We start from the raw sequence: 23,652 nt of genomic DNA, 5'->3' as shown, positions 1-23,652 counted from the left end.
CCGGGATCTGCTGGGATCTGGTCGGGATCTGGTCGGGCAGCAGTACCAGGGTGGCGGGGCCGAACCGGGGGACCAGGTGTCCTCACCGACCCGGTGCGCGGTCCCGTTCGTCACGTCGATGAGCCTCGCCACAGGTGTGCCGACCCATGGCCTGGTCGTCGACGAGCACCGCGTGGCGAGCGGGCGGTTCGTCAAGAGCGTGGCGTTCAGGCCGCTCGCGGGCAACGCGAGCCCGGGCACGCGGTGTTCAGGGAGATCCGCACCGCGCAGCCGACCCACACCGTCGACACCGTGGCCTGGCATCTCGCCGGGGTGTCCGCGGACGGCAACTACACCCAGGCGCTCGCGCTCGGCTCCCGACGTCCACCGCGCCACCGGTACCGCAGGCGCGAAACGGTGGCTGCATGACGGCAAGGACTCCTGGGCCCTGGTCGACGGCACCCCCGGCGCCGGACACGCCCTCCAAGGCGGCCCCCGACGGCTGTGGGACGAGGCCGCCGCCGTCATCGCCTGGCAGGACGACGCCCAGGTACACGCATACGACTCGTCGACATCGACCACCGCGACGTGAAATTCCCTCTGGGCGGCTGGATTTCCGAACAGCGCAGGGAGTACGCCGCCGGGCGGCTGGACACCAAGCAGGTCCAGAAATTGAACGAGCTGGGAATGGTGTGGTCCCTCCTCAACCATGCCTGGGGGACGGATTGGCCATAGCACGTGAATACGCCCGCGAACACGCCACACTCGCTGCCCCCGCCGACACCGTGATCCGGGGCTTCCCCATCGGCAAATGGCTCGAGAACGAACGCGCACAAGACCACAAGAGCGGACTCGAACGGGCCCGAGGCCCTGGTGGTGTCCCCTGGAGTGGTGTAGCAGCGATCACTTCTCGCGACTTGCTGCCACCACATCGCGCTACTACGCCGCTCTGCGGGATACGATCCGCGCACCGGACCCGCGGTCGACGGTACTTACCCCCAGCCCTGGCAGCCGGCCGACCCTGTTTATGCTCACGCCCATGACACTCGAATGGGAACAGATCATTGTCGACTCCTCCGACCCCATCGCCCTCGGGCGCTGGTGGGCCGAGGCTCTCGGCTGGGTAGTGGTCGACGAATCCGAGGAGATCATCGAGATCCGGCCCGAGCCGGACCGGATGCCGGGGCTGCTCTTCGTGCCTGTCCCCGAGGGCAAGACGTCGAAGAACCGGCTCCACCCCGACTTCCGCCCCGACGACCAGGAGGCCGAGGTCGCCCGGCTGCTCTCCCTCGGTGCCCGGCGCGCCGACACTGTGCAGGGCGAGCAGCACTGGGTGACCCTCCTCGACCCGGAGGGCAACGAATTCTGTGTCCTGGGTGCACGGAAGAGCTGAGCCGGGCCGGGCAGCCGTTCGGGCGGAAGTGCCGGACGGTTTCGCCCACCCGCGGCTGCCCCAGCCGCTGCTCGCCGACCCGGCTGCGCCGGGTGCTCCGACCGTGGTCTCCGTGCATGGCTCCGGCTGGTGCGTCGACGACGCGCGGCTCGGCCCGGACGACCTACGAACCACCGGATGGTGTCGCGCCGAGTGGTGTACCGGTGACTCGGTATGGCCCCTGGTCATGGGGCGGCCATCGCGCAACTCTGCGAGTGGTGACGCTCGTTGAGAGGTGACGCGATGGCCTTGTCTCCGCATGACCTACTCCGGTTGACGGAGTCACCGCGTACGGCGGACGGAATCGAGTTGGTGCGGGTCCCGGCCCAGCGGATCCTGCAGGAACTCATCGAAGCCGAGGCCACCGCCCACATCGGCGCGGAGCCCGGCGAGCACGCCGAGACCCGGACGACCCGGCGCAACGGGCACCGGGAGTGGGTGCCGACCACGCAGGCCGGGGACCCGGACTCGGCGATCCCCAAGGTCCGCACCGGCAGCTTCTTCCCCTCGCTGCCGGAACGCCGGCGCCGCATCGACCAGGCCCTCTACGCGGTCGTCATGGAGGCATACGTCCACGGTGTCTCCACCCGCAGCGTGGATGACCTGGTCAAAGCACTTGGTGGGGACACCGGGATCTCCAAGTCCGAGGTGTCCCGCATCTGCGGCAACCTCGACACCGAACCGACGGTGTTCCGCACCCGGCCACCGGATCACATCCGCTTTCCCTGCATCCATCCGGACGCGACCTACTGCAAGGCCCGCGTGGGCCTGACACCGCCCAAGACGGCCGAACAGGCGGACGCGGCGCAGCGGGCGTGCGGTGCGGCCGGTGCGGGCGAGGTGGTCGAGCCGGAAGGGCCCAAGCCCAAACGCACCCGCGAGCTGGCCTTCGAAATCGCCCTCGGCGCGGCAGCGGCCTACCGGGAGCGGGTCGGGCACCTCGAAGTCCCCTGCGGACACGTCGAAACCGTCGTCGCATTCGACGGACGGCACGAAGAGGTTCGGCTCGGAGCATGGATCACCACCACCAGAGGCCGGCGGCCGAAACTCCCCGCCGAACGCATCACCGCGCCGGACACACCCCACATGCGATGGACATGACACCGGGGGCGGGATCGGGCCGGCGGGGCTCGTCGCTTTCCACGAAGTCCTACGCACGGCGGCCCGGGTGGCCATGATGGCCTGTCATGGGGGAACGCGGGGGACGCGCCGGGTGGGGTTGGGCCGCGCTGTGCGCGGGATGTGTGATCGCTTTCGCGGTATGGGGCCTGTCGCCGGGAATCGAACTGGGTGACGCGGACCCGGTCAGCGCGGTCATCGCCCTGGCGGGGCTGGGTGTCACGGTGTGGTCCGCGTACATGACGTGGGTCGCGCTGAGATCACAGAACGCGGACGTCGCCGCGGCGGCGGCCCGGCTGGCCGTCAAGGTCGCCCGCGCCGAGGCTCCGGAGCGGGCGCGGCTGTTGGGCGGTGACCACATACCCATCGACCTGCGTTTCGTCCTGTCTCCCGCACCCGGGCACAATGCCGAGGGCGCGGACCCCGACGGGCGTCTGGGGGCCGTCGTCGACTACTACCGCCGGTTGCGGCCTCGCCGCCTGGTGATCACCGGCGCCCCCGGCTCGGGGAAGACCGTCCTGGCCCTGGAACTCCTCCTCGCGCTCCTGGAGAACCGGGACCCCCAGGACCCGGTGCCGGTGCGGATGTCCCTGGCCTCGTGGACCACCCTGCCCGAGGCCGCGCCCCACGCGGGCGTGGACGCGAGGGTGGCGGTCGAGACGTGGGTGCGCGAGCACCTGGAGCGTGTGCACGGGCTCTCCCGCGCGGCCGCGGGGGCGTTGGTCGAGGCCGGGATGGTCCTGCCGGTCCTGGATGGGTTGGACGAGATGGACGCCACCGGCACCACGGGCAGTGCCCCGCCGGGCGGCCCGGGTCCCGGTGGTGGGCCGCGGGCGCGGCGGGCGTTGGCGACGTTGAACGCCTACGCGCTCGGTCGTGCCCGGTCGCACCTCGTGGTGACCTGTCGCAGCGGCGCCTACGAGGCGTCGGATGTGTGGGCCAAGAGCGCGGCCCGCGTCGAGATCACCCGCGTCACCCCCGCCCAGGTCCGGGAGTTCGTCCTCGCGCGCGTCGACGACTCCTCGCGCTGGCAGGGCGTCCTGGACGCGTTGGACATCGCGCCGTCCGGGCCTTTGGCGCGGGGGTTGTCGACGCCGTGGCGGCTGACGATGGCGGTGACCGTGCACGAACAACACGATGCTGCGGGCGCGTACGTCCACGAACCGAGGTCGCTGTTGTCGCCGACGTTGAACGGGGACGCGGCCATGCGTGACCACCTCAACCGGCTCTACGTACGCGCCGCCGCCGCCCACCCCGCACCCGGAGACGGGCGAGGTTACACGCCCGAGGAGGTCCACACCCGGCTGGGTGTCCTCGCCGGCTACCTTGACACGAACGCCATCACCGGGCGGGTCGTGGGCGGCAAGGCCCTGTCGGGAACCGACCTCGTCCTCCACGAGCTGTGGCCACTGGCCGGCGACCACCGCGCCCGCGCCGTCCACACCTTGCTGAGCCTCGGGGCCCTCCTCCCGATTCTCGCCACGATGGGCGTCGCCACCGACGAAGACGACTTCACATCACGGTTGTTCGGGTGGGGACTGGTATTGCAGTGGATCATCCTCCTGCTCGTCTGCCACCGGTCCCTGGTATGGCCCCCGCCTACACGGCTGGATCCGGGACGACTGCGCACAGCACACGGCCGACACGCAGCTCTGAGAGGGCTCACGGTCGGCCTCGTGATGGGGCTTTCGACCTGGCTCATGGCCGGCCTCGTGTTCGGGCTCGCGGTCGGGCTTGTGTTCGGGCTCGCGGTCTGGCTCGGGCTCGGGCTCGACGATGAAAAGACGACCGAGGTCGGGGATCCACGCGACCTCGTCCGCGCCGACCTCACGGGCGGGCTCGCGTTCGGGCTCGCGTTCGGACTCGGGCTCGGGGTCGTGTTCGGGCTCGGCGGCGGACTCGCGTTCGGGACCGTGATCGGGCTCGGGCTCGGACTCGGGGCCGGGCTTTTGGGTGCTTTCGTTGGGATACGGTATGTGGCGTTCCTGCTCTGTGTTCGTATCGGCCCTCGCGCGTTGCCGTGGCGTCTGGGACGGTTCCTGCACTGGGCCACCGAGGCAGGGCTCCTGCGCACCGCCGGGATCGCCTACCAGTTCCGCCACCGCGAACTCCAGGACTGGCTCGCCCGCAACCCCACACCACCCCCCTGAGCCCCGGCCGGCGAACGGACCGAAACGGCGCGGCACGAGCGCCGCGGCAGTGGGCACACGGAGCCGGGGCCGTGCCGGACGGGCCACGGCCCGGGCCGGGCGGTTCGGGTCGGCCGCCCGGCCGGGGTGGTGTGGGGTCACGACGAGGTGTGGAACGCTGCATCCAGGTGTCAGCAGATTCGTCAGCTTGTGTCACCACCAACCCACGCACTCCGACGTCACCGCCCGGCCCACGCTGGAACTACCTGCGGCTTCCTCATGTACCGACTCCGGGGACACCCCACACACACCACGGACAAACCCATGTAGAGCTGCACTCGCCGAGCCGGCGACCCCTCCAACGCGTCCTCCAGGCGTTGCGCGCCCACGACGCCGACATCGTCGACGTCCTCGCCGTCCCCCAGGTCAACGGCACACCCCAGGGAGAACGCGGCCCCGACCACGAGGGCGAAGAGCGGACGGGACGGGGAACAACCCGACGAACGAGACCGGGAGCAGCACCGGGGCCCGGGCGGCGGTGAGGACGGGGTGGAGACGAAGAGCGGGAGGAGTGGCGGCCATCCTGCGGTTCTCCAGCCGCCGCAACCTCGTCGAGATCGCCCGCTTCGTCGAGGTGCGCGTAATCGAGCCACAATCACGCAACTGGAACGAGCGCAGTCGCGGGCGGCCGTACGGCTCGGCGGCGGGTTCCTCCGCGCTCGCCTGCGGTGAGAGCGGCCGAGGACGCATGGCGCGTCCCCGGCCCGGCGCGCGGCGGGGACACCACCTGCCCGCCGCCACAGCATGAGCCGGGTACGGGATATTGGACAGATCACCAGTCGGGTGACTGATGGCGACGACAGCTGATGGTCCGAGACTGGATTTCCTACTGTTCCGACGCTCCCCAGGGAGCGTCTGCACGACCATGACGAGAGGTCATGATGTCCGTCGTACTCTCCGTCCAGCCGCTGCCTCCGTCCGAGCGGGCCGACTACTGGCAGAGCATCGTCTCCGACACCTTGGTTCCGATGGACGTCACGCTGCACGAGCGCGAGCCCGCGATGGGGACGATAACCGTCGATACACTCGGCCCCCTCCAGATTTCGGTGGTCGAGGCAGGCCCCGCGAGCGTGTCGCGCCACGCCTCCCTGATCTCCAGGGGCGGAGCGGAGTACATGACCATCACGCTCCAGCACCAGGGAACCGGGCGGCTCACTCAGGACGGGCGCCAGGCCCTGGTCCGCCCCGGTACTTTTACCTGTTCCGACGCCGGCCGGCCCTACGGCAGGGAACAGCCGGACAACTTCCGGTTCACATCGATCCGGGTGCCGAAGGATGTGCTGGCCGTGACGGACACCGAACTGCGGGCGATCACGGGGACCGTCTTCGACAGCCACTGCGGCACGTCCGGAGTCGTCGCCGGCCATCTGGAACGTCTGGCGGACCGGGCGGCCGGGTTCGACCCGTACACAGGCCGGCAACTCGCGATGACTGCCGTCGATCTGCTGACGGTGCTGGTGCGCGAGCGGCAGGGGCTACTGAACCCCCATGCGTCGGAGATGGCCCGTGGAATGCTGGCCCGTATCAAGGAGTACATCCTGCGACACCTGGCCGATCCAGGTCTCTCTCCGGAGATGATCGCGTGCGCGCACCACATGTCCGTCCGGTATCTGCACAAGATCTTCCAGGCGGAGGGGACCACGGTGAGCCGTTGGATCCACCGCGAGCGCCTGGAGAGGTGCCGACGGGAGCTGTCCAGGCAGTCGCGGTCCGCACCTACCGTCTCGGCGGTGGCTCAGCGCTGGGGCTTCGTGAGCCCGTCGCACTTCAGCCGGGCCTTTCGCACCGCGTACGGGATGTCGCCCAGGGACTGGCAGTCCAGCACGTACCACGTGTGAACCCAGGCGACGCTCCGCCGGGCCGCACCGCACGGACCGGCCCCGTGCGAGCGTGCCGATCCCGCCTTGGCGGCGTCGTCCGCTGAACATGACGAGTGTGTAGGCCGGCCGGCTGTCGGCGAAGGCGGGCAGTACGCACAGCGCGACCACGAGCCGCGTCCGATCTCTATTGCCGGTTGGACTTGATCGGGCCCGGCTGGTCGACGTCAGGCGGACGAGTCTGGCGAGGTGCTCTCTGTCGGGGCCGGCTGCGGTTGGCGTTCAACGGCCCAGTAGGCGAGAGCGGCCAGCGGGAGAGCGGCGCCCAAGCCGGTCAGACCGGCCCAGCCGGCAGCGTGGTAGACGATCGCCCCCAGCTGGGAGCCGATCGCACCGCCGACGAAGAACATGGCGATGAAGGCGCTGTTGAGGCGGGCGCGGGCGGTCGGGTCGAGCTGGTAAACGGTGTGCTGCCCCAGGATGAGTGTCGTCTGCACAGCCATGTCGATCAGGATCGCAGCCAGGGCGATCAGGACGATACTGTGCCCGCCCAGACCCGCGACAGCAAAGGCCAGCGCGGTCACAAGGAACGCAGCCCCGGTCATGGGACGCACGAGCCCTCGGTCGGCCCAGTGCCCGGCGAACGGAGCGATGGCTGCTCCGGCCGCGCCCACCAGGGCGAAGACGCCGACTCCGACCGGTGAGTAGTGGAAGCGGGGACCGGTCAGAACAAAAGAAACAGTGGTCCAGAACGCACTGAACGCGCCGAACATCGCCGCCTGGTACAGCCCTCGCCGCAGCAGCACGGGATGCGTGCGCACCAGCTGGACGGTGGAGCGCAGCACGTGGTGGTACGGAATGGATGTGGTGGGTGCGTGTTGTGGCAGGGCCACACGCAGGGCCACCGTGAGCACGACCATCAGAACGGCGGAGCCGAGGAAGACGACGCGCCAGCCTGCGATGTCGGAGACCAGGCTGCTCAGGGTTCGGGAGAGCAGAATGCCGGCGAGCAGACCGCTCATGACCCGTCCGACGATGCGGCCCCTGGCATGGTCCGGGGCCAGGTTCGCCGCGAAGGGCACCAGGATCTGAGCCACGACGGAGGTGGAACCGCTGATCAGCGACGCGATCAGCAGCATGGGGAAGCTCGTGGCGAGGCCGGCCGCCACGAGGGCGAGGGCCGTGATCATCAGGAGGACGGTGACCAGATTGCGCTTCTCCAGCCGGTCGCCGAGCGGAACCAGGAAGATCATGCCGAAGACGTAGCCGACCTGGGTGAGCGTGATCAGTATCCCGGCCGTGGCTGTGCTGATGTGGAAGACACCGCTCAGCGAGGACAGCAGAGGCTGGGCGTAGTAGAGGTTGGCGACCGTCGTCCCGGACGCGACGGCCAGGAGCGCGACCAGCCAGCCCGGCACGCCTTGTGAGGCCCTCATGGACCGGGGCGAAGTGCGGAGCTTGGACCTTGTGGACATGTGCACCTTCTTTCGTCACACGGGCACAACCGCGGGAACGCAGCTTTCCCTTCCTCACCAGGAGCGATGATCGGGGATATCAGTCATCTCATAGAGAGATGAGCGGCGGCGTCGCCCGGTACCTGTCGGGCATGCGGTAAGCGGAAACGATCAACGTGACAGCGCGGCTGCCGGACACTGCCGGATCTCAGGGGTCACGGGGTCGGTGATGTCGTCGAACTCGTCATGCATTTTGAGGAACTTCGCGGCGTAGGGGCAGACAGGCACAATGCGCTGCCCCGAGGCGCGGACGTCGGTCAGCGCCTGCTGCACGAGCTGTGAGGCCAGGCCCAGCCCGGCGTGCACGACGCCCTGGAGTGGGTCCAGGTTCGACACGAGGAGGTCGCGGCCTTCGCTGCCGGCGCCGAAGCGCAGCTCACGGGCAGGCCGGCGGCGTACGCGGGGTCCTGCGGGCCAGGAAACCTGCACTTGATCGTTCCGCGTCCATAGGGCCCTGAGAACCCAGGGCACCATCGGCTACCTCTCCGAGGCTGCCGCATCGCGTCAAGCCGCTTGAGGGAGATCGTCGAGGCAAGGCAAGTACCTTACGCGCTGTAGGAGTTCACTGCACGCCTCGCCCGGTGGGGGGCCTACCTCGCCTGGCACGGCTCCATCCACTCACCGGAGATCGCCACCCGGCTGCTTGGCGACCGGCAGGCCCAGGCCGGCCGGTGTGTGCAGGCGCAGGCCGGCGGACGTCCAGGCAGGCCGGATCGAGCGGAAGGCCGGGGAACCGGCCCGCACGCGTGAACCGGCACTGGGTGACCGCGGGACAAGGCCCGCCGGTCTACCTGCTGCACGGCTTCCCCGAGACCTGGTACGGGTGGCGTAAGCAAATACCCGTACTGGCCGAGCGGTTCACCGTGATCGCGCCGGACCTTCGCGGCTACGGAGACACGGAAAAGCCCGCCTCCGGCTACGACAAGCGGACCATCGCCGAAGCGAACTCGGGGAACAGCAGCGGAACGTGGGCCGGGGCCGATTGCGGCCCCGGCCCACTTCCGTGCCAGGGCAACGCCGCCCCGCCGGTGCCGCCCGACAACGTGGGCACGCATAGGCCACAGCCAGGGCGCGGACAGACAAACACGCCGCTCGGCAGTCCCTAAAGTTGCCCACGTGTCGGCGATTTCCCGCTCGACAAGACCCCCGCGCGGAGTCCGACGGGAACCCTCCGACAGAGTCCACGGCCGCCCGGTCAGTGCACACCGCACACCAACCGATCCCGAGGCCGGCCCGCGACACCTCACGGCAAAGGGGCCGCCACGGCAGCCCCGACTCGGCCGACAGGCCATGCGACAGCCACCAGCCCATTGATGAGGGAGTTTCCCATGCCCAGTTCCGACAAGCCGACCGTCGTCCTCGTGCACGGCGCCTTCGCCGACGCCTCCAGCTACGCCCAGGTCATCCCCCGGCTGATCGCCCGCGGCCTGGACGTGGTCGCCCCGGCCGTGCCCAACCGCAGTCTGATAGGGGACGCCGCCTACGTCGCCTCCGTCGTCCGGCAGATACCCGGTCCGGTCGTCCTGGTGGGCCACTCCTACGGCGGAGCGGTCATCACGGTCGCCGGCACCGAGGACAACGTGAAGGCGCTGGTCTACCTGGCCGGTTACGCCTTGGAGAAGGGCGAGAGCCTCGGCGAACTGCAGGGCCGCTTCCCGGACAGCGACCTCGCCGCCGCACTCGTCTACACCCCCTTCCCGATCGAGGGCTCGGCCACGCCCGGCACCGACGTGTCGGTCCGGACCGACAAGTTCCCGGCCATCTTCGCCGCCGACATCGACCCGCGGCTCGCCGCCGTCCTCGCCGTATCCCAGCGCCCGCTGGCCGCGCAGGCCTTCGCCGAAGCAGCCCCGGCCGCCGCCTGGAAGACCAGGCCGTCCTGGGGCCTGGTCGCCTCGTCCGACCACACCATCAACCCCGACGTGGAGCGCTACGGCTACCGGCGGGCCGGCATGACCACCGTCGAGGTCGACTCCTCCCACCTGGTGATGCTCGCCCACCCCGACCGCGTCGTCGACCTGATCGAGGAAGCCGTACGGGCCACCTCCGACTGACCCCACGCGCACCGGCTCGCGCCCGTCCGACCGGCCGTCGCACCACGACCGCCTCCACCCCTTCGCAGAGAGCGAACGATGAACCCACCGATCTCACGCCGCACCGTCACCGTGTCCCTCCTGGCCGGCGCAGCCGCCCTGGGGACCGCCGGTGTCGCGCAGGCCGCGCAGTCGGCGACGGCCGACCGTCCGGCCGAACGGCGCGGGCGCCCTGCCGCACCCACCATCGTCTTGATCCACGGCGCGTTCGCCGACTCCTCCAACTGGAGCGCGGTCGTCGAACGCCTGCAGCGACAGGGCCACCGTGTACTGGCACCGGCCCTGCCGCTGCGCGGACTGGCGAGCGACTCCGCCTACATTCGCAGCGTCGTGGACAGCGTCTCCGGACCGATCGTGCTGGTGGGCCACTCCTACGGCGGAGCGGTCATCAGCCAGGCCGCGGCCGGCGCGCCTCAGGTCAAGGCACTGGTCTACATCGCCGCGTTCGTTCCCGACATCGGGGAGAGCGCGCTCCAGCTCACCGACAAGTTCCCGGGCAGCACTCTGGGACAGGCCACCGCCACCCGGTACTACCCGTTGCCCGATGGCGGACAGGGGGAGGAACTGGTCATCAAGAAGGACCTGTTCCGCAAGCAGTTCGCGGCCGGCGTTCCGCTGCGGACCGCCCAGGTCATGGCCGCGGGACAGCGTCCGATCACCCTGGCGGCTCTCCAGGAGCCGGCCGCCGCGGCCGCGTGGAAGAGGATCCCCAGCTGGTATCTCGTGGCCGCCGAGGACCGCAACATCCCACCGGCCGCCGAGCGCTGGATGGCCGAGCGCGCCCGCGCCCACACGGTCACTGTCCGCGCCCCGCACGCAGCCGCCGTGAGCGATCCCGGCCCTGTCACCGACCTGATCCTGCGGGCGGTCCGTTCCGTCCGCTCCGACCACTGACCAGACGCATTCCTCGCCCACGTCGGCGACACAGCGCGGTGCTCCACCCCACCTGCTCCATGCGACACCTCAAGGACGTCGACCAGCTTCAGGCCGTCGCCGAGTTCATCGCGCGGGACGTCCGGGTGCCCGTCTACGCGGAGTGCTGCGGCTTCGCCGGCGACCGGGGACTGCTGCACAAGGAACCGACCGAGGCGGCGACGGCACACGAGGCCGCCGAGGTCACGTCGGGCGCGTTCGACGCCTACCTGTCGGCCAACCGCACCTGTGAGATCGGCATGCAACACACCACGGGCCGCCGCTACCAATCCGTGCCGCTCGCACTCGAACGGGCCACTCGGCCCGCCGGCTGAGCACCGGCGCGGGCCACCCACTTCGGCGCGGAACCGCCGCCCGTAGTCACCGCGGCCACCATCCACAACCAACGCGGCGAACTTGCGCTGTCCGGCCGACACGTACCTCCAGCGGCGTCAGTGATTCCAGAGGAAGCAATGTGGCGCACCGACCGTAGAACCCTCCCTGTCGCGCTCGCCTGTTGTGCCGCGCCAACCGGGTGCACGAGCCACACACCGGACGACGGCCCGCCTGAACTCGGCGACGGTCGGCAGCAGCCGTTCGGCGAACTGCTCGGCCGACCATCCCCCACCAGCCGAACCCACTGGCCTTCGGCGTGCGGGCCGCCTGTTCACGCGGCATCGCCAGGCCCCGGCGCAGCGTGCGGACGCCGTCCCAACGCAGCTCCAGCACGTAGTTGAGCCCCTCCCGGATGGCGTGCAGGCGGGAGTCGTAGAGGCCGGGGACCATCCGGCGGCCGCGGGCGTCGACGAACTTCGTGGCCGGGCCGACACGGCCGGCCACGTCCTTGTCCTCGCTTCCATGCGTTGTGAGGTCAAACCCGGTGCACTGACGGTCAATCTCCGCCGCCTTCAGGGTTTTAGCGTAAGGATCGACGGCCCCGCAGATCTCCGTGTCTGGCCCGGAGGGGCCGGAACATCACATGAAACTCAGGAGATTCACATGTCCGACGTTGTAGAGCCGGTTCAGCCGGTGCTGGAGCCGGCGGCCGCTGCTTTCGCCGAAGCGACCGCCAATCCGCCCTATCTGTTCGACCTGCCGCCGGCCGAGGGCCGGAAGGCGGTCGACGGGGTGCAGTCCGGCGAGACCGACAAGCTGCAGATCGACGAGGAATGGATCACCGTCTCGGGCGGTCCGACGGGCAGTGTCCGCGCCCGCATCGTGCGCCCCGCCGGCGTGGAAGGGACCCTGCCGGTGATCCTCTACATCCACGGCGCGGGCTGGGTGTTCGGCAACGCCCACACCCACGACCGCCTCGTACGCGAACTCGCCGTCGGCGCGAACGCCGCCGTGGTCTTCCCCGAATACGACCTCTCCCCCGAGGCCCGCTATCCGGTCGCCATCGAGCAGAACTACGCGGTCGCGAAATGGGTCGTCCAGCAGGGCTCGTCCAAGAACCTGGACGGCTCGCGGCAGGCCGTCGCCGGCGACTCCGTCGGTGGCAACATGACCGCGGCACTGACCCTGATGGCCAAGGAACGCGGCGATATCCCGCTCGTGCAGCAGGTGCTGTTCTACCCGGTCACCGACGCGAACTTCGACACCGGCTCCTACCACCAGTTCGCGGAGGGCTACTTCCTGCGCCGCGACGGCATGCAGTGGTTCTGGGACCAGTACACGACCGACGAGGCCGACCGCGCCCAGATCACCGCCTCCCCGCTACGGGCCACCACCGAACAGCTCACCGGCCTGCCGCCGGCCCTGGTCATCACCGGCGAGGCCGACGTGCTGCGCGACGAAGGCGAGGCCTACGCCAACAAGCTGCGCGAAGCCGGCGTCCCCGTCACCGCCGTCCGCTTCCAGGGCATCATCCACGACTTCGTCATGCTCGACGCCCTCCGGGAGACCCACGCCGCCCAGGCCGCCATCACGCTGGCCGCCGACACCCTGCGCACCGCGCTCCACACCGGCTGATACCGCGCTCCACGTCGACCTCGGAAAGCCCCGACAACAGGGAGAACAACCCGAAAATGACCACGAATCCCACCCCCACAGCCGTGCTCGTGCACGGGGCCTTCGCGGACGCCGCCAGTTGGACCGGGGTCGTCGCGGAACTGCAGAACCACGGCATCCCGGTGGTCGCGCCACCGAACCCGCTGCGCGGCCTGGCGTCCGACGCCGCGTACATCGCGTCCGTGGCTGCGCAGATCGACGGGCCGGTGGTGCTCGTCGGCCACTCCTACGGCGGTGCGATCATCTCCGTGGCAGGCGCTGCGGAGAACGTCGTCGGGCTGGTCTACGTAGCGGCCTACGTCACCGAAGAGGGCGAGAGCCTGGGCGAGTTGCAGGGCCGCTTCCCCCTCTCGCCGCTCGTCGACAACCTGCAGGAGGCGACGTACCCCGCGGAGGGGGCGGAGCCTGCCGTGGAAGTCACCATCAAGGCCGAGGCGTTCCCGGACATTTTCGCCGCCGACGTCCCCGCCGCCGCCGCCGAGGTCCTTGCGGTGGCGCAGCGTCCGCTGGCCGCCTCGGCATTCACGGAGACGGCCTCGGCCGCCGCGTGGAAGACCAAGCCTTCCTGGGCGCTCGTGGCCGGCGCGGACCAGGCGATCAACCCCGAGGTCGAGCGCTTCGGAGCCAAGCGGGCCGGGGCGACGATCGTCGAGATCGAGGGCGCCTCGCACGCCGTGGCCGTGTCCCGGCCCAAGGAGGTCGCCGAACTGATCCGCGATGCGGTACGCGCGACGAGCTGACGAGGCGGCGGGCGGTAAGGCGGCCGCGAGGCGGCACTCATCACACGCTGAGTGCCGTCGCGCGGCCCTTCGGTCCCGGCACAGGGTGAGATCTCACCGCAGGCTTCTGCACCGCTGTTCCACCGTGACCACCACGACCAGGACCGCCGGCAGCGCACCGGCGGCGAGGCATCCGTGCGTCGCGTGACGTGATCGGCGTACGCGGCCGGGCCGGCTCCCCGACTCACGGAACACCGCGCACTGTGCACTGGGGGACACCACCGCATGCGCTCCCGGTCAATGCGCCCCGCGTCGAGGCACTTAGCGTCACTCGGGTACGCACAGCACGGCACCACAGGAGGCGAACCATGACCACCAATACCAAGCCCGTGAGCGGCAGCCAGCCGTGGCTGCACCAGAAGGGTGAGGTGATCCAGGAGTTCGGCACCGTCAAGCAGTTCCCGATCGGCCTGTCGTACGAGGCGCGGATGTACTCCTGCCGGCGCCTGAACAAGGTCCTGGCGGACACTCAAATCCTCTACGGCCTGTACAAAAAGCATCACTGGCTGATGCGCGGCGCGACCTTCTACCAACTGCACCTGGTCCTCGACAAGCACGCGGCGGAGCAGCTGGAAATCGTCGATACCATCGCCGAACGCGTCCAGTCCCTGGGCGGCGTCGCGGTGGGCGACCCCAGACACGTCGCGGAGATCACATCGATCCCGCGGCCTCCGGACGGAGTGGAGGAAGTACCGGCGATGCTGTCACGGCTGCTGGAAGCCCACGAGACCATCCTCGTCGAGGCCCACGACGCCGCCGCCCGGACCGGTGAGCTGGGTGACGACGGCACCAACGACCTCCTGGTCTCACAGGTGATCAGGACCGGGGAACTGCAGGCCTGGTTCCTGGCCGAGCATCTGGTCGACACCCCGCTCGTCCGCGCCTGAAGGATCCCGCCGGTCCGCGTCCGAAGGTGCCGGAGCGCGTGCCTGAAGGAGCATGAGCCGGCCCCGGACGACGACGTCGTCCGCATACGATGCAGCAACGGTCGAAGATCGTCGTCTCTGTATTGGACGGAGCGCTGTTTGATCGGGAGCGGATGATGGATCTGCGGCAGATGGAGGTCGTCGTCGCGGTGGCGGACGCGGGCGGGTTCACGGCGGCGGCAAGGCGGCTGCACGTGGTCCAGTCCGCCGTGTCCAGCACGGTCCGGGGCCTCGAACGTGAGCTGGGCACGCCGTTGTTCGACCGCACGACGCACCGCGTCGCCCTGACACCGGCCGGCGAGGCGTTCGTCCCCGCCGCACGCGCGGCGCTCCGCGCCGCCGAACTGGCGCGGGAGGCGGTCGACGCCGTACAGGGACAGCTGCGCGGGCGGGTGACGGTCGGCACGATGCAGGGGGTTTGGGCGGGTCTCCACCACGCCTTGGCCGCGCTGCGGGCGGAGCACCCTGGTGTGGTGGTGCGACTGAGGCAGGCGGCGGTGGCCGACATCCGGCAGGCGCTGCGCGAGGGCACGGTGGATCTGGCCGTGGTGGCGCTCGACCGCCAACAGCAGCGAGGACTCACGACCCGGCTGCTGTCCCGCGAGGAGATGGTGCTGGTTGTGTCGTCCCGGCGGGTCGTCGCCGGGACGACACCGAACGGCGAGGTCCGACTCGCCGAAGTCGCCCGGTTGCCGATAGTGGACTTCACACCCGGCTGGGCCATCCGCTACGCGGTCGATCGGGCCTTCCGTGCCGCAGGCGTCGACCGCAGCACGACATTCGAGGTGAACGACATCGTCGCGGCAGCCGAACTGGTCCGCAACGACTTGGGCGTCTGCATCATGCCCAAGTCGATCGCAGCCCGCTTCCCCGATCTGTCCCAGTACCGGTTCGACCGGCACGCGCCGACCTGGAAGATCATGGTGGTGAGACCTCCCGGCGAGGTACCCCCGGCAGTCGCCGCGCTGTTGCGGCACATCACCTGACGGCGAGGCGACTCACGACCCAAGCCTCGCGGTTTCTCCTCACACCCGGCCTCGCTGCCGGCCGATGATGTCGGTGCCGAAGTGCTCGGCCGGCTTCTCCAGCTCGTCGCGCGAGTCGACCCGCAGGCAGCAGCCGACGAATACGTCGCCGCCCTCGATCTGGTCGTGGAACCAGCGGGCATTGGGGTTGGTCCGCGGTGCGTAGGCGTCGATGACGCTCTCTACCTCGATGCATGACTCGGCGTTCGGCGAACTCCCGTGCTACGCACGCGAGTACATCCACCGGAACCTGGGCAATCCGGAGCTGTCCCCGGAGCAGACAGCGCAGGCCCTGCGGATCTCGGTGCGGTACCCGCACCAGGTGTTCGAATCCGAGGGGATCCCGGTCGGCCGGCTCATCCAGCGGCACCGTGGGGAGCGGTGCGCGGCGGAACCGGCCAGGCGCGGACGGGTCAGCCCCACCGTGCCGGCGGTCGCGCAGCGGTGGGGCTTCGTCGGTCCCGCGCACTTCAGCAGGGCTTTGCGGGCGACCTACGGGGTTTCCCCCGCGATTGGCGGGGGGCTCGGCGGCACCGCGGACCGGTGACGGCCCCGGGCACCTCCCGGTTGACGGCCCCGGGCGCTCCCGCTGCCGCCTCCGCGGGCGCGGGTTCAGGCCAGTCGCGCCTTGAGGAAGGCACAGCCCTGCGCCACTGCGGCCCGCGTGGGGGGGCTCTCGCGGAGCGCGGTCAGCGAGACGAAGTCGTGCACGGTGCCCAGGAAACGCACTGCCGAGGCTGCCACGCCCGCCTCCCGCAGGCGTTCCGCGTAACGTTCGCCCTCGTCCCGGCAGACGTCGGCCTCGGCGGTGACGACCAGCGTCGGCGGCATCCCGGCCAGTTCGGCCGAACTCGCGGAGAGCGGGGAGGCGGTGGGCGGCGCGGCGGACGCGGGCGTGCCCAGATAGTCCTGCCAGTAGCGGAGCAGCGCCTTGCGGGTCAGCAGGTAGCCCTCGGCGAATCGGCGCTGGGAATCGCTCTCGCAGGTGGCGTCCGTCAGGGGGTAGTAGAGCAGTTGCGCGTCGATCGCCGGGCCGCCGCCCGCCTGCGCCGTCATCGCGACGGCGGTCGCGAGCGTGGCCCCGGCGCAGTCGCCCGCCACGGCCACGCGGTCCGCACGCAGGCCGAGCGACTCGGCGTTGTCCACCGCCCAGGCGAGCAGGGCGTGGCACTCGCGCAGGGCCACCGGGTAGCGGGCTTCCGGCGAGCGGCTGTACTCGGGGACGATCGCCGCGACGCCGGCACCGGTGACCAGGGCGCTGATCAGCCGGGCGTGGGTGTGCGCGTCGCCCAGCATCCACCGACCGCCGTGGACGTAGAAGAGCGTGGGCAGCGGGCCGGACACGCCGACGGGACGGATCGTCCAATAGCCCACGAGCCCCGTCGGGCCGACCGGAGCGGCCCCGAACACGGCGTCGACATCGAAGTCCTCGATGCGGTCGGCCTGGGCCTCGGCCAGCGCCTGCCGTCCGGTGACCGGGTCGAGGTCGTCCAAGGAGGGTGGTGTGGCCGAGGCCGCGATGAGCCGCCGCACGGACGGGTCGAGGACGACCCGCGACGGCGGGTATCGGCCCGCGCTGTCCTCGCGGTCCCGGTCCATGGCGTGTCCACCTTTCGCATTGCCCCGCCCGAGCGCGCCGTCCCGCTCGGTCGGCGGCGCTGTCCCGACTCGTCCTCGCCTGTCGTCTCGGCTGCCTGGCCGGCCGGCATCCGAGGATGCCACGCCCGCGCTCAGCCGCTCGTGATCAGGTCCCGCAACTGGTGACGGCGGCTGACGCCGAGCTTCGGGTAGGCCTGGTACAGATGGGCGCCGATGGTGCGCGGGGACAACATCATCCGTTCGCCGATCTCCCGGTTCGACAGGCCGCTCGCGGCGAGCGTGACGATCTGCCGCTGCTGCGCGGTGAGCTCGGCCAGCGCGTCCACGCCCTCGCGAGCCGTCGCGACCCCGCTCGCCCGCAACTCGGTGCGCGCCGCGTCGGCCAGTGGTGCGGCGCCCAGTACCTCGGCGGTGTCCAGGACGGCGCACAGCTGTTCGCGCGCTTCCGAGGGGCGGCGGGCGCGGCGCAGCCACGCGGCGTAGCTCAGCCGGGTCCGGGCGCGTTCCACCGGCCAGCGCTCGCCTTCCGGGTTGACCAGTGCCAGGCGGAAATGGTGTTCGGCGTCGGCTTCCGGATCGACGAGCGCGCTCGCGTGGTGGAGGAGTTGGGTCATCCGGCTCGTCGGGCGCTCCCCCTGGGCGGCCCGGACCTGTGCCAGGACCGGCAGGACGTCTGCCCCGCACCCGGTCCGGTGGGCGGCGGCGGCGAGGTCGGCGATATCACGGGCGGAGAGGAACGGGTGTACCGGCGTACCGTCCGGTCCGAACAGCGCGCGAAGGCGACGGAACGCCTCGTTCCAGTCCCCGCGTGCGCTCGCGTCCGCGGCTCGCGCCCGCAGGAGACGGACCGTCGTGGCGCGGTTCTCGTCGAGGTCGAGGGCCACGTCGGGCTGGGAAAAGGCCGCGACGGGACGGTCGCCCGCGCCGCGCAGGGCGCCCAGGGCCGCGGCGAAGGCTCGCAGATCCGCCTGGACCCGGGACAGCCGCAGTACGGCCGCGTCGTCGCCCGCCTCGGCGATCAGTGCCGCGGCCTCCGTCCACCGCCCGGTCGCCAGCAGGGTGTCGAGCAGCGGAGCCAGCGACAGCGCGCGCAGGCCGAACGCGCCCCGGGTGCGGAGTTCGGCGTCCACGCTGCGGTACTGCTCCACGCACACGTCCGGCTCGTCCGCGTGGTAGGCGACGGAGGCGATCGCGCTCCGTCGCGCGACCTCGGGCAGGTCGTAGGCGACCGCTCCGAGCCGCGGGCGCGGGAGTCGCCGCAACATCCGGACAGCCGCGCCCGCCGGGTCCGCCGCCGCCTCAACCGCCGCGTCCAGTGCGGCGCGTACCCCGGGGTCGACCGGGCCGGCGCCGCCCCGGGCCGACGCCTGCGACCGGTCGCCGGTCGGTTCCGCGGCACGGGCGCGGGCCGACAGGTCGGACAGTTCGCCCCGATGCTGCGGCAGTCCGGATTGTGCGGCGATGCCCGATGCGGTGACCGCGATCGTGAGCAACGCGGCCGTATCGGCGACCGTTTCGGCGACGCCGACCAGCAGATCGAACGCCTCCTTCTGCCGGGACGTCAGGGACAACACGGCCCCCATCGCGCAGGCGGCGAGGCAGAGCGCGTCCGGGTCGGCGTCCGGGCGGGCGAACGGGCGGAACTGCCGCCAAAGATCGCGCACCCAGCCGGGATCGCCCACCGCGGCGGCGCCGGCGAGTGCCGCGGCCAGGCGGCCGGCGCGTTCGCCGTCGCCGGGGGTCAGCACGGCGGCCTGCTCGAAGGCGCGAGCGGCGAGGAAGGCGCAGTTCTCCTGACCCGCGGCCTGTGCCAGTGATCGCGCCACCGCCTCGTCGGGGCCGAGCCGGCCGGCCGCGCGGTGCCGGGCCCGCGACATCGGACCGGTGCCGGGCGCCGCGGCGAGATCCCGGTGGGCGCGTTGCCGCTCCCCGACGGGCTGCCCGGTCTCGGCGGCCACGCGGCCCAGCGGATGCCGGAACTCGACCCGGTCGCCGACCACCGCGATCAGGCCCGCGGTCTCGGCGGGCGCCCAGATGCCCAGATCCGGGGTGCCTTCGGCGGTGCGGCCGCCGAGCGCCGAGACGACCGCGGCCAGGTTTTGGTCCGGCAGACTCAGGGCGGCGTACAGCAGCGCGTGCCGGGTCCGGGGCGGCAGACGGCGCAGGCGCGCCTCGAACGCGTGCGGCGCCTGCGGGCGAAACGTCCGCCGCCCGGCAAGCCACGACTCGGTGCGGGTGGCTGCCTGGCGGGAGAGTTCCACCACGGCGGCCGGGTTGCCCTGCGCACGCTCCAGCAACTCCAGCCGGGCCCGTCCGGAGGGCGCGCTCGCCTGTGCGTCGAGCAGTTCGGCGGCCGAGCGCGCGGACAGCGGCGCCAGACGTACGATCTCGACGTCGGTCGCCAACCGGATCGGGGCGCGATCTCCGCGCGCGGTCAGCACGAACGCCAGGCGGTCGCCGATGTGCTGGCCGACCACGGCGCCGATCAGGTCGAGGGAGGGGCGGTCGCAGTCCTGTACGTCGTCGACGGCGACGACGACCGGCCGGTCCGCGTCGGCGAGGCGGTCGCACAGCGCGGCGACGGCCGCGTGCACCGCGGGCGGGGCCGGGACGTCGCCCGCCGGCTCGGCGTGCCCCGTGGTCTCCGGGCGGAGAAGTCGCGCCAGCGTCTGCCGGTGCGCGGCGGGCAGATCCCGGATCTCGTCGCCGACCGGGTCGAGGAGGCGGCGCAGACAGTCGAAGGGCTTCGCGTCCCCCACCGGCCGGCCCCGCGCGGACAGCACGAGGGCCCCGTCGCGACGGGCACGTGTGCACGCCGCGCGCAGCACGCTGGTACGCCCGATGCCCTCCTCGCCGAGCACCCAGACCACCCGGGGAGCGCCCGACTCCCGGCCCGCCGATGAGGCGATCCGCGCGAGTTCACGGTCGCGGCCCAACAGCCGCGCTTCGGACGCCCGGTACTGCGCACGGGCGTCCTCGCACGCGCCGCCCTCCGTGCCGCCCGACACGTGGCTTGTCATCCCGCACCCCAGACCTTGCCGCACCGTCGCCGCTACCGGGCGAAGCCGCTCCGGTCCGGACGATCATGATGTATTCCACGAGAAAGCACTTAAGTCATATGACAGTTGTTTTCCTGTTTTCAGGATACGGGTCGGCGTCGCGCGGGGTTGTCGCGCGGGGTTTCGGGGGGGCGGGGTTGCCGCGGGTTCCAGGACCGGCTTGGTACCGGCCGCGCTGTCGTCGTACATGAGGGTTCTCCTTCGATTTCGCAACATCGGATGTCTTCACATTAGGCAGCGAAGTTCCTTCGGCTTGCTCGTCGACGCACGGCACCGGGACGGTCCGTGCACGGGTTGGTGGCCGGCACCGATCCCGGGTCAGCGGCCGGGGCGGACGGAGCGTGCGGCGCGCAGGATCAGGTCGGTGACGGGCCCGGGATCGCTCACGGGCACGGCATGCGGTGCGCGCACGGCAACGGTGTGGGCGTTGGCGCGCTCGGCCATCCAGCGCTCGGCGGCCGGTGGGATGTTGCGGTCCTTGGTGGCCACGAGATACCAGCTGGGAACTTCTTCCACGCGGCGGCGGTGGCCGGCTCCTGAAGTGCGGGGGCGGGCACTTCCTGGAGAACGACCGGGGAGTGGGTGGCGACGATCGCGATGCCGTTGCGGTCTGTCAACAGGTCCGAAAGAGCGCGCACGAAGGCACTGAGCAGGGGTGGATGCAGGTCCGGAGTCGGTCCTCGTCGACGGTGACGGGAACAAAGGGATCGAAGGCGTTGAAGCCGACGAAGACGACCTTGGCGATCCTTCAGACATATCCTCGCCCCCGGGGCGACGCGGCCCCGTCGGCGCTTCTCGAGGTTGGCTATCGGAGCGGGGCACGGTCCACGGCCGGAACGATCGTGGTGTCGGCCGCTCGCGGTTGCGCGGCTGGGACCGGCACATCGGAGCCGACCGGCCATGCTGGAGATACGCGGGTTGGTCGACTCCGAACTGCCCGTCCCTACACCCCCGGAACGCGGGGGAATGGAGTGTAGGGGGCGTCGGCCTCGAGAGATGGTGCGGGTATGAGGGGGTGGGGATCCGGCGTCGTCGGGTTCGGCGTGGCCGATGTGGTCGGAGCGGAAGGGCTCGGCGTGGCCGGCGTGGCCGGCGTCGGGGTGGAGGCCTGTCGAATCTCGGCCATTCCGCGCTTGAGCGAGTTGCGCAGCATCTTGCCCATCGGGCGTTCGACGAAGCGGTGGATCACCCAGGCGACCAGCATCATCAGCACGATCACACCGATGAGGAGCCCGGCCGCCGAAACCCGGCCCTGGTAGTGCTTGATGATCGTCATGCCGATGTACATGTGAATGACGTAGAGCGGATAGGTGAGCGCACCGGCCGTGGTCAGCCACTTCCACTGGATCCGGTCGAACCAGCCGAGTGCGGCGCCCGCCATCACCGCGAACGCCAACACGATCGTCAGGCGCACCGGCCACTCCGGAACCGACGCGTAGCGGGCCGCGCCCAGGTTGAGTTGCATCCGCAGCTCGACGTAGTGCTGGGCCAACACGAACGAGATCCCGACGATGCCCCACAGCACCGCATTCGGCTTGAAGCGGTGCATCAGGAAGAAGGCGATGCCGGCTACGAAATAGGGCGAGTACGCCGGCATCGTCCATGTGGTGAGGAGGTCGTTGTCGACTTTGGGGGAGATCATCGCTCCCACGGTCCAGATGCCGCAGAAGAGCACGCACTTGTGGTATGTCACGCCCATGGCCACGACGATCGCGAAGACGATGTAGAAGCGCAGCTCGGTGAACAGGGTCCAGTAGGCGTCGTCGACGTCGGGAACGTTCAGGCCCGTCTGTAACATCGAGAAGTTGGAGAGGACGACTTCGAAGCTGTCCGCCTTGCGCACCTGGGGCCAGGCGGCCAGAACGCCTGTGGTCAGCAATATGCCGACCCAGTAGGCGGGATAGAGGCGGGACGCCCGGGAAACCACGAAGTCGCCGAGCGATCGCCCCCAGGCACTCATGCAGATGACGAACCCACTGATCAGGAAGAAGAGATCGACGCCGAGCCAGCCGAATTGGGCGAACTTGTGCAGAGTGGGGAAGATGCCCTTCGGGTCACTGGCCCAGCCGCCGCGCAGGGCTACGTAGTGGTAGAGCACCACGGTAAGTGCGGCAACCAGGCGCAGGCCATCCAGTACATAGAGGCGCGGAGCTGTATGTGTCGAAGCACTTCCCCGGCCGCGTTCGCCCTTCAAGGCATGCCGCATGAACTTGTCTCCCACCCCTGATACGGGCTCGTACTCCCCCGAGCCCCCTCGCCGACCCGCGGCCGTGTGCGCGCAAGGTATCCAACGAAGCCGTCACAGTTTATAGGTCCATCGAACACCTGAATGGCATCGCGATCCCGAAAGGTGCGCCGAATCACCGTCGGAAATGCGGAAATGCGGAAATGCGGATCGGGACCGGTGCCCCGCGCACGCCGGGCCGGGCGTCCTGGTGCTCGGCGGGGATCGAGGACACGCCCCTGCGGGCGCCGAATGCCCGCTTGCGGCGGTGGGGGTGGGATTTCGAGGGCGGCGTGCGAGCCGGAGCTGAATCACGGGCCGATCGCGGCCGATTCACGGCTCTTGGGTAAAAAGGCGGCTTTTACCTTGAGTTCGTGGATATCGGCGATTGACTATGGTTCGGCATTTTACGGATGAGTTCCCGAAAGCGGTTCCGGTCGAGGCGATCCGGCGCCTGAAAGTGAGGCGGACAGCGGCCCAGCGAAATATCACCGCAAGTGGTCGGCGATTTCGTTGTGGACGTTCGCCGTGGGCACGACACGACAGCACGGAGGAACCTTCGAACTCGCAGACAGCACCCGCCGACCCACGATCGGAAGGTCCACAGGGAGCCGCACGTAGGAACCGTGAAACCCGATGAGCGACGAATTCGAGTTGGTGCCCGACTCGCCAAGGCAGTCGCGGCAGCGACGCCGGCAGTGCGCCGGCCGGGCCGGCGTGAATCGAGTTGCTCAGGCCCGCCGGTGCGGGTGTCGAGCCCGTCGGGCACGTGCACTTGGGGACGCGAGCGTCCAGTGAGGGCCTTTTTGGGTTCGGTGCCCACCGACGCGGCACCACGACAGCCCCGGATCCCGGAGAAGAGGCGTTCACATGCGGGTTGGGCATACGCCCGCCACACCCCGCCCTGCGGACACGCAACACAGGAACGGTCAACCAGACGACAAACCCTCACAGGCTTGGTGGGAGACTCGCAAC

23 protein-coding genes and 3 pseudogenes are annotated in these 23,652 nt (G+C 70.4%); 18 read left to right on the top strand and 8 right to left on the bottom strand.

What is annotated here, in order from left to right:
- Positions 1 to 243: 243 nt before the first annotated feature.
- From A3IC_RS68615 to A3IC_RS0113125, 8 genes and pseudogenes are all read left to right on the top strand, one after another.
- Complete coding sequence (locus tag A3IC_RS68615) at positions 244 to 408, top strand: hypothetical protein (RefSeq protein WP_158695936.1); 165 nt, start codon at positions 244 to 246, stop codon at positions 406 to 408.
- 75 nt (positions 409 to 483) lie between these two features.
- On the top strand, positions 484 to 714 hold the full coding sequence (locus tag A3IC_RS73480; protein ID WP_425387330.1) for a helicase associated domain-containing protein: 231 nt from the start codon (positions 484 to 486) through the stop codon (positions 712 to 714).
- A 304-nt stretch (positions 715 to 1,018) separates the two neighbouring features.
- Positions 1,019 to 1,372 carry a VOC family protein gene (locus A3IC_RS0113150; protein WP_020550522.1) on the top strand — a complete coding sequence of 118 codons (354 nt, stop codon included), beginning with the start codon at positions 1,019 to 1,021 and terminating at the stop codon, positions 1,370 to 1,372.
- Positions 1,373 to 1,654: 282 nt separating this feature from the next.
- Positions 1,655 to 2,179: pseudogene (locus A3IC_RS54130) on the top strand (transposase); the annotation flags it as partial.
- Positions 2,174 to 2,512 (top strand): helicase associated domain-containing protein, encoded by a 339-nt coding sequence (locus tag A3IC_RS70905; RefSeq protein ID WP_245599271.1) that lies wholly within the window; start codon positions 2,174 to 2,176, stop codon positions 2,510 to 2,512. The pseudogene A3IC_RS54130 and the gene A3IC_RS70905, both read left to right, overlap by 6 nt.
- A gap of 86 nt (positions 2,513 to 2,598) precedes the next feature.
- A complete protein-coding gene (locus A3IC_RS0113140; protein ID WP_079026411.1) occupies positions 2,599 to 4,680 on the top strand; it encodes an NACHT domain-containing protein in 2,082 nt (693 codons plus the stop codon).
- Positions 4,681 to 5,230: 550 nt separating this feature from the next.
- Complete coding sequence (locus A3IC_RS0113130) at positions 5,231 to 5,467, top strand: hypothetical protein (RefSeq protein ID WP_020550518.1); 237 nt, start codon at positions 5,231 to 5,233, stop codon at positions 5,465 to 5,467.
- Between the two features lie 130 nt (positions 5,468 to 5,597).
- Entirely contained in the window at positions 5,598 to 6,557 is a 960-nt protein-coding gene (locus A3IC_RS0113125; RefSeq protein ID WP_020550517.1) for a helix-turn-helix domain-containing protein, read from the top strand.
- 206 nt (positions 6,558 to 6,763) lie between these two features.
- On the opposite strand, the gene A3IC_RS54125 is transcribed toward A3IC_RS0113125, so the two are convergent.
- Positions 6,764 to 7,972, bottom strand: coding sequence for an MFS transporter (locus tag A3IC_RS54125; RefSeq protein WP_245599251.1), 1,209 nt, complete (start codon positions 7,970 to 7,972; stop codon positions 6,764 to 6,766).
- Positions 7,973 to 8,161: 189 nt separating this feature from the next.
- Entirely contained in the window at positions 8,162 to 8,425 is a 264-nt protein-coding gene (locus A3IC_RS54120; RefSeq protein WP_079026422.1) for a GNAT family N-acetyltransferase, read from the bottom strand.
- Between A3IC_RS54120 and A3IC_RS70900 the strand changes: the two genes are divergently transcribed.
- A complete protein-coding gene (locus A3IC_RS70900) occupies positions 8,363 to 8,500 on the top strand; it encodes a thiamine pyrophosphate-binding protein (RefSeq protein ID WP_245599269.1) in 138 nt (45 codons plus the stop codon). The genes A3IC_RS54120 and A3IC_RS70900 overlap by 63 nt on opposite strands.
- Positions 8,501 to 8,668: 168 nt before the next feature.
- On the opposite strand, the gene A3IC_RS72500 is transcribed toward A3IC_RS70900, so the two are convergent.
- A complete protein-coding gene (locus A3IC_RS72500; protein WP_281174480.1) occupies positions 8,669 to 8,794 on the bottom strand; it encodes a hypothetical protein in 126 nt (41 codons plus the stop codon).
- A gap of 2 nt (positions 8,795 to 8,796) precedes the next feature.
- On the opposite strand from A3IC_RS72500, the gene A3IC_RS73475 reads away from it, so the two are divergent.
- The 4 genes and pseudogenes from A3IC_RS73475 to A3IC_RS0113095 form a co-directional block, all read left to right on the top strand.
- Complete coding sequence (locus A3IC_RS73475; protein ID WP_026218209.1) at positions 8,797 to 9,156, top strand: alpha/beta fold hydrolase; 360 nt, start codon at positions 8,797 to 8,799, stop codon at positions 9,154 to 9,156.
- Positions 9,157 to 9,378: 222 nt separating this feature from the next.
- Positions 9,379 to 10,104 (top strand): alpha/beta fold hydrolase, encoded by a 726-nt coding sequence (locus A3IC_RS0113105; RefSeq protein WP_020550514.1) that lies wholly within the window; start codon positions 9,379 to 9,381, stop codon positions 10,102 to 10,104.
- Positions 10,105 to 10,182: 78 nt separating this feature from the next.
- Positions 10,183 to 11,037, top strand: coding sequence for an alpha/beta fold hydrolase (locus A3IC_RS0113100; RefSeq protein WP_020550513.1), 855 nt, complete (start codon positions 10,183 to 10,185; stop codon positions 11,035 to 11,037).
- A 20-nt stretch (positions 11,038 to 11,057) separates the two neighbouring features.
- Positions 11,058 to 11,390, top strand: a pseudogene (locus A3IC_RS0113095) (heterodisulfide reductase-related iron-sulfur binding cluster); the annotation flags it as partial.
- A 225-nt stretch (positions 11,391 to 11,615) separates the two neighbouring features.
- Here the strand turns inward: A3IC_RS0113095 and A3IC_RS73470 are convergent.
- Positions 11,616 to 11,907: pseudogene (locus A3IC_RS73470) on the bottom strand (amidohydrolase family protein); the annotation flags it as partial.
- 147 nt (positions 11,908 to 12,054) lie between these two features.
- Between A3IC_RS73470 and A3IC_RS0113090 the strand changes: the two are divergent.
- The 5 genes from A3IC_RS0113090 (at position 12,055) to A3IC_RS0113070 (ending at position 16,342) form a co-directional block, all read left to right on the top strand.
- Positions 12,055 to 13,026 carry an alpha/beta hydrolase gene (locus A3IC_RS0113090; RefSeq protein WP_026218208.1) on the top strand — a complete coding sequence of 324 codons (972 nt, stop codon included), beginning with the start codon at positions 12,055 to 12,057 and terminating at the stop codon, positions 13,024 to 13,026.
- A 56-nt stretch (positions 13,027 to 13,082) separates the two neighbouring features.
- Entirely contained in the window at positions 13,083 to 13,805 is a 723-nt protein-coding gene (locus A3IC_RS0113085) for an alpha/beta fold hydrolase (protein WP_020550510.1), read from the top strand.
- A 347-nt stretch (positions 13,806 to 14,152) separates the two neighbouring features.
- Positions 14,153 to 14,731, top strand: a complete 579-nt coding sequence (locus tag A3IC_RS0113080) for a Dps family protein (RefSeq protein WP_020550509.1) — start codon at positions 14,153 to 14,155, stop codon at positions 14,729 to 14,731.
- A 155-nt stretch (positions 14,732 to 14,886) separates the two neighbouring features.
- The gene (locus A3IC_RS0113075) at positions 14,887 to 15,756 is read left to right on the top strand and encodes a LysR family transcriptional regulator (RefSeq protein WP_026218207.1); all 870 of its coding nucleotides are present in this window, start codon (positions 14,887 to 14,889) and stop codon (positions 15,754 to 15,756) included.
- A gap of 211 nt (positions 15,757 to 15,967) precedes the next feature.
- Positions 15,968 to 16,342: a helix-turn-helix domain-containing protein gene (locus A3IC_RS0113070; RefSeq protein ID WP_079026410.1), complete on the top strand. Its 375-nt coding sequence runs from the start codon at positions 15,968 to 15,970 to the stop codon at positions 16,340 to 16,342.
- Between the two features lie 65 nt (positions 16,343 to 16,407).
- Here A3IC_RS0113070 and A3IC_RS0113065 read toward each other — a convergent pair whose 3' ends face one another.
- The 4 genes from A3IC_RS0113065 to A3IC_RS54115 all read right to left on the bottom strand — a co-directional run bounded on the left by A3IC_RS0113065 (position 16,408) and on the right by A3IC_RS54115 (position 22,674).
- Positions 16,408 to 17,394, bottom strand: a complete 987-nt coding sequence (locus tag A3IC_RS0113065) for an alpha/beta hydrolase (protein ID WP_020550506.1) — start codon at positions 17,392 to 17,394, stop codon at positions 16,408 to 16,410.
- A 131-nt stretch (positions 17,395 to 17,525) separates the two neighbouring features.
- Positions 17,526 to 20,414, bottom strand: coding sequence for a helix-turn-helix transcriptional regulator (locus tag A3IC_RS0113060; RefSeq protein WP_079026409.1), 2,889 nt, complete (start codon positions 20,412 to 20,414; stop codon positions 17,526 to 17,528).
- A gap of 357 nt (positions 20,415 to 20,771) precedes the next feature.
- Entirely contained in the window at positions 20,772 to 20,969 is a 198-nt protein-coding gene (locus tag A3IC_RS64735) for an alpha/beta fold hydrolase family protein (RefSeq protein WP_205353882.1), read from the bottom strand.
- 427 nt (positions 20,970 to 21,396) lie between these two features.
- Positions 21,397 to 22,674 (bottom strand): acyltransferase family protein, encoded by a 1,278-nt coding sequence (locus A3IC_RS54115; protein WP_245599249.1) that lies wholly within the window; start codon positions 22,672 to 22,674, stop codon positions 21,397 to 21,399.
- Between the last annotated feature and the right edge of the window lie 978 nt (positions 22,675 to 23,652).

Origin of the sequence: Embleya scabrispora DSM 41855, from assembly GCF_000372745.1 — a bacterium.
GTDB classification, from domain to species: domain Bacteria; phylum Actinomycetota; class Actinomycetes; order Streptomycetales; family Streptomycetaceae; genus Embleya; species Embleya scabrispora.
The sequence above is the reverse complement of the archived record's forward strand: the minus strand, read 5'-3'. Positions and strand labels throughout refer to the sequence as shown.